The organism is Moorena sp. SIO1F2, assembly GCF_010672755.1.
In the GTDB taxonomy this organism is placed as follows: Bacteria; Cyanobacteriota; Cyanobacteriia; order Cyanobacteriales; family Coleofasciculaceae; genus Moorena.
Genome location: NZ_JAAHFV010000252.1, coordinates 1 through 9,731, shown reverse-complemented (window position 1 = coordinate 9,731; position 9,731 = coordinate 1). Strand labels below are relative to the sequence as shown.

At 41.7% G+C, this 9,731-nt stretch carries 6 protein-coding genes; all 6 read right to left on the bottom strand.

Features of this window, described 5'->3' with window-relative positions:
- Positions 1 to 539: 539 nt before the first annotated feature.
- The gene (locus F6J94_RS24030) at positions 540 to 1,208 is read right to left on the bottom strand and encodes a substrate-binding domain-containing protein (RefSeq protein WP_293044789.1); all 669 of its coding nucleotides are present in this window, start codon (positions 1,206 to 1,208) and stop codon (positions 540 to 542) included.
- A gap of 28 nt (positions 1,209 to 1,236) precedes the next feature.
- Complete coding sequence (locus F6J94_RS24025) at positions 1,237 to 1,566, bottom strand: hypothetical protein (RefSeq protein WP_293020074.1); 330 nt, start codon at positions 1,564 to 1,566, stop codon at positions 1,237 to 1,239.
- A gap of 41 nt (positions 1,567 to 1,607) precedes the next feature.
- Positions 1,608 to 2,771 carry a Na/Pi symporter gene (locus tag F6J94_RS24020; RefSeq protein WP_293020073.1) on the bottom strand — a complete coding sequence of 388 codons (1,164 nt, stop codon included), beginning with the start codon at positions 2,769 to 2,771 and terminating at the stop codon, positions 1,608 to 1,610.
- A 753-nt stretch (positions 2,772 to 3,524) separates the two neighbouring features.
- The gene (locus F6J94_RS24015) at positions 3,525 to 4,931 is read right to left on the bottom strand and encodes a hypothetical protein (RefSeq protein ID WP_293044787.1); all 1,407 of its coding nucleotides are present in this window, start codon (positions 4,929 to 4,931) and stop codon (positions 3,525 to 3,527) included.
- A complete protein-coding gene (locus F6J94_RS24010) occupies positions 4,931 to 5,353 on the bottom strand; it encodes a hypothetical protein (protein ID WP_293044785.1) in 423 nt (140 codons plus the stop codon). Before F6J94_RS24010 ends, F6J94_RS24015 begins: the two co-directional genes overlap by 1 nt.
- 11 nt (positions 5,354 to 5,364) lie before the next feature.
- Positions 5,365 to 9,708: a CHAT domain-containing protein gene (locus tag F6J94_RS24005; protein ID WP_293044783.1), complete on the bottom strand. Its 4,344-nt coding sequence runs from the start codon at positions 9,706 to 9,708 to the stop codon at positions 5,365 to 5,367.
- Positions 9,709 to 9,731 lie beyond the last annotated feature (23 nt).

The following is a 9,731-nucleotide window of genomic DNA, read 5'->3' as shown; positions in this document are numbered from 1 at the left end:
TAGCAGGGAGTAGGGACTTCGGAGCAGGGAGCAGGGAGCATAAAAGAGGCAATAGGCATGCTAGCAATAGGCATGCTAGCAAGAGGTAAAAAAGCCTGTGTACCTCGTTATACTAAAAACCGCTATAATGTAATTTGAGGATGTATTTGTCATTATGGCATCAAAAAAGGAAATTAAACTGCTGACAGAACTTCTGGATATAGAAGGGGTAAAAGCTTGTTCACCTGTAAGCATTCAGCTATCAGCTATCAGCTCTCAGCTCTCAGCTCTCAGCTCTCAGCTCTCAGCTTTGAGCTTTGAGCTTTTAAATAAAACAAGTAAGCTTCGTTTAATCTTTGTTACGTCAGCTGAATGCTGACGGCTGACGGCTGACGGCTGACGGCTGACGGCTGACGGCTGAATGCTTACGTTCACGTTACCAGCACAAAGGAATTGGAATAATTTTACAGAAGTGTGGTACAAAAAGTTATAATATCAAATCCGGCTAATCAGTTATCGCAAACGTTGTTTTAGGCCACCAATGAAAACAAGTCAAACCACTAATAAATTTTGGCTGTTCCATTAAAACTTTCAAGGGAGTAAGCAAAACTTCTTCTAACTCTGAGGTCGAAAAATATATAGTCAAAGGTTCCGGAATCCTCTCCTGGACCATAGAGATTAAGAGGACGGTCTGGCCAAGACTGACGAATTTGATTCCACTTTTCGATTTTTACGTTTGCTTGTGGTTGCCAAATTTTATTCAATTCTTCGACGGAAATATCCTCAGCCCAAGTATTTTTAGGGCTGACTACCAGGGTAATAGCATCTAAGGCGACGGGAAGTTCAATATACTTTACTCCATTGGCCTTGCAGGTTGCCATCTCATCTGCTTCAATCGGGCGAGAGGCATCATTGATGTCCGTATCCCCAGCACAAAACTTCTTGAAACCGCCGCCAGTACCAGAAAAGCTGACTGCGATCGCAGGGGCATCGGTAACATCTCGTTGGTAACGCTTAGCTGCTTCATAAGAAATGGGAAAGACGGTGCTAGAGCCATCAATTTTGATGAATTTGCCGGTGGAAACTGATAAAACATTGACTGATTCAGTGCTAAATTCACCATCGCCCAGGATGCCAGATTGTGCTGAGTCTTGTACTTGATTTGAACATCCAGTAGCTAGGGTGATTACACCAAGAGTAGCAACTAATGCTCCTAAGATTGTCTTCATGGTTTTTTCCTTGGAAATTTTTATCGCTTTATTTATGCATCAGGTTTTTTAAGCTATCACTGATAGTATGCAGCAGCTGTTCGATGGTTTCTTTTAATTCGTGCCATGCTTCTTCAGCTGCTGCGTTAATGTCTTTGAGTTTAACTTGAGCGTTTTCTAAATGTTCTTCTAGACGCTCGATTTCTTCATGTTGCAATTTTTGGATGAGTTCCTCTCGTTCTGCCTTTAAGCGGTTGAGAGTAGTCTGGGCTTCGTTAATTTGCCCTTCTAATTTTTCAATATATTCCAATCTTTCATTCATGGTATAGGGAAGGGAGTAGGGAGTAGGGAGTAGGGAGTAGGGAACAAAAATTATCAAAATTTATTTAAGCTCCCTATAAATGTTTGATTATTCCACTATTAGAAAATGGCCGTAGCACCAAGGAGGATGCCAGGAATCACAAAAAAGACGCCTATGATATAGGCAAATGCGATCGCTTTTCGTTCACTAGCCACAGCAGCGAGGGTTTCTGCACTGATAATTGGCAAGCGACAGAGGAAGGGAATGCCATAGATGATAACCACCCCAAGCACGTTGTAGATCAAGTGAACCATGGCAATTTCTAGGGCAGGAACGGCTTCTGCGCCAGAAACAGCGGTGGCTGCTAGCAAGGCGGTAATACAGGTGCCAATGTTCGCACCAAGGGTAAAGGGATAGATTTGCGCTAGGCCAAATACCCCTGCACCGGCCAAGGGTACCATCAAGCTGGTGGTAGTGGAGGAAGATTGAACCAGAACTGTCATTAAGGTACCAGCAGCAATACCGGCGATTGGTCCTTTACCAATGGCTGTATGAAGAATATCTTTGGCACGACCGACCATTAGGACTTTAAGCAGTTTGCCAATAAAACTAATGGTCAAGAAAATCATCGCGATTCCTAAAATAATCAAAGCAATACCATCAAAGGGCCCTGGTAAAACGTGAGTTATGGTTTTAAACACACTCACAACTGGCTTAGTGGCAGCTTTGACAAAGTTCAAATCTTTGACACTTAGAGAACCGCCTCCTACTAAGTTTTGAGCTAAGAAATGGGCAATCTTCTCTAGGGGGTGAAAGATAATCTCAACGGGCAGAAAAATGACTACACTCAGTAAGTTGAAAAAGTCATGGATTGTAGCGGCAGCAAAGGCTCGCTTAAATTCTTTCTTATCCCCAATATGACCTAAACTAACTAAGGTATTGGTAATACTGGTACCAATATTTGCCCCCATCACCATTGGCACAGCAGTGGTTACCGGTAAGCCTCCAGCCACTAAACCAACAATAATTGAAGTTACGGTACTTGATGATTGAATTAATGCTGTGGCAACGGTACCAACGATTAGTCCTAAGAAAGGATTAGTGGCAAAGGCAAATAATTCTTTAGCCTGTGATCCGGTTGCGGATTTAAAACCCGTACCAATCATGCCAACTGCTACAATTAGCAGATATACTAAAAGTACAACTTTAATCCATTCCAGAATATTGTTAGTTTGGTTTGCCGGTTGGCTTCTTTCTATAGGTTGCTCTGAAATGTTGCTCATAATTGATGTGAAACTATAGCCTTTCCGGTGAGGTATAAGCCAGGGGGTTCAAGGATTGGTAACGTAAGAGTAGGGATCCCCCCTAACCCCCCTTAGCAAGGGGGGAAAATTGGCTTCACCCTTAGCAAGGGGGGAAAATTGGCTTCACCCTTATTAAGGGGGGAAAATAGGCTTCACCCTTATTAAGGGGGGAAAATAGGCTTCACCCTTATTAAGGGGGGAAAATTGGCTTCACCCTTAGCAAGGGGGGAAAATTGGCTTCACCCTTATTAAGGGGGGAAAATAGGCTTCACCCTTATTAAGGGGGGAAAATTGGCTTCACCCTTATTAAGGGGGGAAAATTGGCTTCACCCTTAGCAAGGGGGGAAAATTGGCTTCACCCTTAGCAAGGGGGGAAAATTGGCTTCACCCTTATTAAGGGGGGAAAATTGGCTTCACCCTTATTAATTGGCTTCCCCCTTATTAAGGGGGACGGGAGGGGGATCCCAACCACGGCTTAGACAGATTTATCCAAAACCCACCCAGCATTGCCTCACTACCCTAGAAAAGGCTGTCTACTTGATTCCAGAGCTAAAATTATATCACAAAGTTTAACTTTTAGTTATAAATTATTTATCAAAAGAATAAACTTTTATAAAGTAGGGTGGGCAAAATTTTAGGCTCTAGAATTATCAAAAGAACCAAAGGGTTTTTGCCCACCAGAAAAGCCCCCGACTCCTGACTCCCGACTCCCGACTCCCGACTCCCGACTCCCTACTTTCGACCCAAAATAAAAGCAGTAATCGCACCAACTCCCACACCAAGCAAAACATGAAATAGCACAAACCAGAAAGTGTAACTCAAGCAAGACTGGAGTTCAGCTTTAGGGCATTTTTCTATAGATACATTGGGGTTTAGTTTGATCAAGATCGCTTCTAGAGGTTTAGCATCGGTTTGGGAAGAAATACCACTGACCGCTAAACCAATACCCACCGAGGCAATCCAACGTTCTAATCGTTTCTCTTGTTGTGCTTGTTCAGTTTCCACAATGCCTCGGATACTACCAAGCATCTGGTCAAATAGTTGCTGACCGGGTTTGAGATAATTGAGATTGACTTGAATCTGATTTTGAAATAGCTCGGTTCTTTGGTTTAGGAAGTCTTCTAAAAACTCGATATTATCGTCTTTGAGACTAGATTCACTGATTTTTTTTAGCCAGTAGTTATAGTTGGCGGCATTGGTAGCGATCGCAGTTTTGTGATCTTCCATGTCTCGCAGATAACCAGCATAGTCAAAGGTCTTGGATGGCATCTCGGTCAGTTTCTGCTTCAGTTGCTCTAGCCTTGTTTTTCGCTCCCTTGGCAATTCCTTGAAGCCTTGAACCTCTTGTTCCAGTTGCCCATAGAGTCCTCTAGTTTGGCGATAACACCAACGGGCTTGATCATAAGCAAACAGGATTTTACTGCGACAGCACAACAGATTTAACAATGAAAAGTAAGTCTTTTGTGCCAGGTTTAAGGTTTCTGGGTGACGGTTTAACCAGACCAGAAGGTGACATTGCTCCGTTGCTTTCTCCTTACCGTTGTCATAGGCAAAAATGGGGCTACCAAATAACTGCCCAGATTCGCTAAATTGGGGTTTTTGGTCGCTTCCCTGGAAAAAAGCATCGACACAGGCATTGGCTAACTTTCTATCTTCCTCAGGAGTGCCCACGGGTTCCCCATAGAGCACTAAGGTTTGTCCCAAGGAAGGTTGAATAGTGCTGGCTAGGAGGCACCCTTGGGGATTTAACCGACTAAATTGACTGGCTGCAACGGTAACATTTTGGTAATACAGAGTTATATCAACGGCATAAGTGTCATGAATTTTAACCGGATAGACCTCTACTGTTAGGCCAGAGCCTTCTATTTGCAGTGGTGGTGTGTATGTTAAGCGACCATTATCAGGTAATAGTTCTATGTAACGGCTTGTGATTGCTGTTTGGCTTCGAGAGGATTGTAATTTTTCCAGTAAAGATTTCAGGTCTGGGATAGCTAGGGGTTGGCTGAGCTTAGCACAGTGTTGCCACAACTGATCCGCATCCGGTCGCAACTGTCCCGGTTCTTGACTTAAGTCTTGGCAGAGATGGAAGGCATAAAGGGTGACGCTGGGGTTTTTGATTGGCAAGGCGGTGTCAGTCATCAGCCTTTGGGAGTGTTGGGTTTTTCGGTTTCTTCAGTAGAACTCTTGCGGAGCTCATTATCCACGGTTTCCCCTTGATTCTTGTCATCTTCGGCTTTAGTTTTATGAGTGGGGAAAGTGCCTCCAATTCCCTTATAACCAATTGTTTTACTAGCAACTATAACATCTAGAGCATCCTCAATTACTGGATGAGATGTACACCAATTATCAATCTCATCTGCTAATCCCTTTACATCATCATTAGCCAGGGAATGAATAATCGTGTTGAGTTTATTCCGATCCTGTTCAGAAAAAAGTAATCCCGTGTTGATTAGGGGATGAAATATCGCTTCGAGTTCATTCCGATCCTGTTCAGAAAAAATATCTGGTTGCGTGTTGATTAGCTTGATAAAATTTCCTATTGCTTGAATCTCAGTGTTCATAGTCTTAACTCCTATTGACCAATTGCACAAAATGCTGCCCAATGGTAGGGTTCTTCAAAAGGCTTATCGTTGGGGCTTAGATGCCGAAAATCATCATTCTTCAAAAGCGGAGCACTCAAAAACCGCTTTTGATAACCCTTTATAGATAACCTCTTAATCCAGAGCAATAAATTTTCCTTAGTCACATCCCGCAGCCAGAGTTGTGCTTGGTTGAGGGCAACTGCTAAAGACATTTGGTAGTTTAGCAGATTATCATAAAATTTAATCATCAACAACGCTGTAGACAATTCGTGTACCGTCCACAGGCTACTAACTACTGCTGGACTACCCGCAACGAGGAAACCACTGGGTAACCCAATGTATTCATCGCTGCTATTCTTGAAATCGATTAATCCTGTTTCGCAAGCGGAAAGAGTGACAAGGCGACATTGTTCTAATTTGAGGCCAAAAATTTCCCCTAAAGTCAGAAATCCATCTTCTGTAGTTTTGTCTTGGACTATCTGTTTTGTTTTCGTTTCCGCTAAAACCAGTGCCGATTCTACAGGTGATTCTGGGTTGAAATAGCCATGACAGGAAAAATGGCAATAGTGGGCTGTTGTCAAGTTCTGATTCACTTTGATAGTAGCTTCTTTTGCGTCTTGGCTGGCTAGGACTTCAGCAGCTTGGAAAAATGATTTAATCACTTCCACTTCTAGGTTAGTGTAATCCAAATCATCAGTAGGGTTTTGAACCGCAAACAGGTGGGTAAACTCTTCTGGGCGTTTTCTGGTTTTAGTAAGTTGGAGTAGTTGACAGCTAGGGGCGTAACTTACCCCTGCTGGAAACCGATCCATCAGAATTTTAGATTTACCTTCTCCCTGTTTACTGTTAATCGGTAAAGCATGAATGGGGAACAAATGTAAATACTGATGGGGGATTAAAATTAAGCGATCGCACGTTTCTGGAATCTGCTCAATGATGTCATCAATGTGCAGAATTTTTGCCAACAGATTTAGACGGGTAGTCAAGCGACGTTGCCAATGGGATTTTTTGTTGTAGTAGGCTATGAAATAGCCTTTGAACCATTTTATCAATTTCTCTAAGTCTTTTGGTTCAGATTGGAAAACTATGGGCTGTTGGGTTTGACCGGTAAAGATGAACGTGAGCAGCTTATCCCGTGTAATATAAAACTCTACAATGGCAGTATGGTCATCTAAATTGTTCTGAAATTGCTTAAAGTTAAACCCAGACGCGATAGGTAAATGTTGGTCTTGTAATTCATTCCGCTGCTGTCGCAACTTTTGGAGATGTTGTGCCAGGTCTTTTTGATTTTTAGCATTGCCCTGTTGGATTTGCTCCTGACCTGCCGCTATTTCATTCCTGTAGTGTTCTAGTTGAGTAACAAATTTTGGAGTAAAAATGGTTTTCATATCACGGCGGAGAATCTCTTCAACTAAATTGCGGGTTTTGCTCCGTTCAACATATTCAATTGCTTCGCTGCTCTTATCTAATTCTATGCAAACTGCTACCATGCTGATATAAAGTTTGTTCCATTCTTCTGCTTGCTTGCGTTTGCTTTCATCTCCAGAAATGATTTCCTCCCGCAAAGATTCTACGGTATCAATAGCAGAGGCAAAGGTACTGTAAGCTAAATTAAACTGGTTACTGTCTTGATAAGCCAAGCCCAATACAAACAAAGTTTCTACATGCTTTTCGGGAAATGCTTCAAAGGTTCTGACTCTAAGAGCCTCTTGGCAACAAGCGATCGTTTGTTCTAAATTCTGTTCTTTATCCCCTTTAATTCGGTAAATGTAAGCATTTCCAAGATTATTTTTCGTCACAGCCCATTCTTGTGGAAATGCGTCAAAGGTATAAACTTTCAGAGCATTTTGGTGACAAGCGATTGCCTGTTCTAAATTCTGTTCTTTATCCACATCATCCACTTCTATTATTTGAAGGTAAGCATTTCCAAGATTAGTTTGAGTCAAAGCCCATTCTTGTGGAAATGCGTCAAGGGTATAAACTTTCAGAGCATTTTGGTGAAAAGCGATTGCCTGTTCTAAATTCTGTGTTTTATCCCCTTTTATTCGGTTACGATAAGCATTTCCGAGAGTAGTTTGCGTCCTTGCCCAATCTTGGGTAAATGCGTCAAAAGTTATTACTTTTAACGCATTTTGATAACAAGCTATACCCAGTTCTACATTCTCAGCTTTATTACCTGTAATTCGGTTACGATAAGCAACACCTATATTATGTTGCGCCTTTGCCCAGTCTTGAGGAAAAGCCTCAAAGGTATAAACTTTCAAAGCCTTTTGGTGACAAGCAATACTCAGTTCTAGATTCTGTGCTTTATCTCCTTTTATTCGGTAACAGTAGGCAATACCAAGATTACTTTGTGTCATTGCCCATGCTTCTGGAAATTGGTCGCGGGTTAAAACAGTTAGTACAACTTTATAGCCAGTTATCGCAATTTCCATATTGCTGGCTTTGTCACCCAAGGGGAATGTCTGAATCAGATCGCTAAATATAGAAATACCTGCGACTATACATTTTGCTTCATCTGGTTTTACTTCACTCAGCTTAGTTATTGCCCAAGGCTGCAATTCCTCTGCTAACTTCTGATTAAGTTTGTCTGTATTTGCTGCCAGTAATCGGTAAATTATCTGCCTATCACCATTACTTTCTTGTACTACCTCTAAGAGAAAGTCAATTGGGTCATCAAATGTTTTTTGATGCACCCCCATCAACTGCTCTACAATATTCGTTAAAAAATAAGACTTATCTACATTGCCCTGGATTCGCAAATCTTCTGCCACTACCAGCATCGTCTGCTGAAATCCCCCATCAACCAAATCCCGGTAGCTATTCAAAACGTTAAATACTTCTTCATCCTTAGACTGCCTGAGTAGTTGCTCAATCAGCTTTCGATAGGCTTGGAGGCGTCCTTCATTCAGGGTAAAAGCGTCAACCGTATCAATTTTGAGAGCCTTTTGGAAACAAGCGATGGCTTGTTTTAGATTCTGAGCTTTTTCCCCTGTGATTCGGTTAAGGTAAGCAGCACCGAGAGGAGCTTGTATAGTTTTCCAATATTGGGGAAATGCGTCAAAGGTATAAACTTTGAGAGCCTGTTGGTAACAAGCAATTGCCCGTTCTATATTCTCGGCTTTGTCCCCTCTGATTCTCAAAAAGTAAGCATTTCCGAGATTATCTAGTGTACCTGCCCAATCTTGGGGACATGCCTCAAAGGTTCTTACTTTCAGAACCTCTTGATAAGAAGCGATTGCCCGTTCTATATTCTCGGCTTTATTACCTCTCATTCTATAAAAATAAGCATTCCCAAGATTAGTTTGTAGATTTCCCCACTGTTGAGGATATGCCTCAACAGTTATTACTTTAAGAGTCTCTTTGCAACCAGATATTGTCCGTTCTATATTCTGAGCTTTGTCCCCTTTAATTCTGTCAAGGTAAATACCTGCAATATGACTTTGTATAGTTGCCCAATCTTGGGAAAATGCGTCAAATGTTATTACTGTTAAAGCCTTTTTTAAACAACTAATAGCATATTCTAAATTATCTGATTTATCCCCTGTGATTCGGTGATGGTAAGCAAGAGCGATATTATTTTGCGTAAGTGCCCATTCTTGGGGAAAAGCGTCAAAGGTATAAACTTTCAAATATTCTTGGTAACAAGCGATCGCCCGTTCTATATTATCAGCTTTATCCCCTGTGATTCGGTGATGGTAAGCAAGAGCGATATTATTTTGCGTAAGTGCCCAATCTCTGGGAAAAGTGTCAAAGGTATAAACTTTCAAAACTTCTTGCCAACAAGTGATAGCCTTTTCTATATTATCAGCTTTATCCCCTGTGATTCGGTTACGGTAAGCTTCACCGAGATAACATTGTATCCTTGCCCAAGCTTGGGGCAATGCCTGAAAGGTTCTAATTTTCAGAGACTCTTGGAAAAAAGCGATTTGTTGTTCTATATTCTGTGATTTATCCCCTGTGATTCGGTTACGGTAAGCAAGAGCAAGATTATATTGGGTCATTGCCCAATCTTCAGGAAAAGCGTCAAAGGTATAAACTTTCAGAGCCTCTTGGAAACAAGCGATCGCCTGTTCTATATTCTGTGCTTTCTTCCCTTTTCTTCTATCAATGTAAGCACCTCCAAGATTGTTTTGAGTCAAAGCCCATTTTTCGGCACAAACTTCACGGGTGAAAAAAGTTAGTACGATTTTATTGCCAGTAATGGCAATTTCCATATTCCTGGCTTTGTCACCCAAGGGAAATTGTGCAATTAAAGTGCTTAAATCGCCAATATATCCTAATAATAGCGCCGTTTCATATATTTCTCCTTTCTCCAGAATACTTGTTCCCACAACATGCAATAATTTAGCTAGTA

Excerpts from the sequence above, each read along its gene's own strand:
- F6J94_RS24010 (WP_293044785.1), bottom strand. The coding sequence starts at position 5,353 with ATGAACACTGAGATTCAAGCAATAGGAAATTTTATCAAGCTAATCAAC.
- F6J94_RS24015 (WP_293044787.1), bottom strand. The coding sequence starts at position 4,931 with ATGACTGACACCGCCTTGCCAATCAAAAACCCCAGCGTCACCCTTTAT.
- F6J94_RS24020 (WP_293020073.1), bottom strand. The coding sequence starts at position 2,771 with ATGAGCAACATTTCAGAGCAACCTATAGAAAGAAGCCAACCGGCAAAC.
- F6J94_RS24030 (WP_293044789.1), bottom strand. The coding sequence starts at position 1,208 with ATGAAGACAATCTTAGGAGCATTAGTTGCTACTCTTGGTGTAATCACC.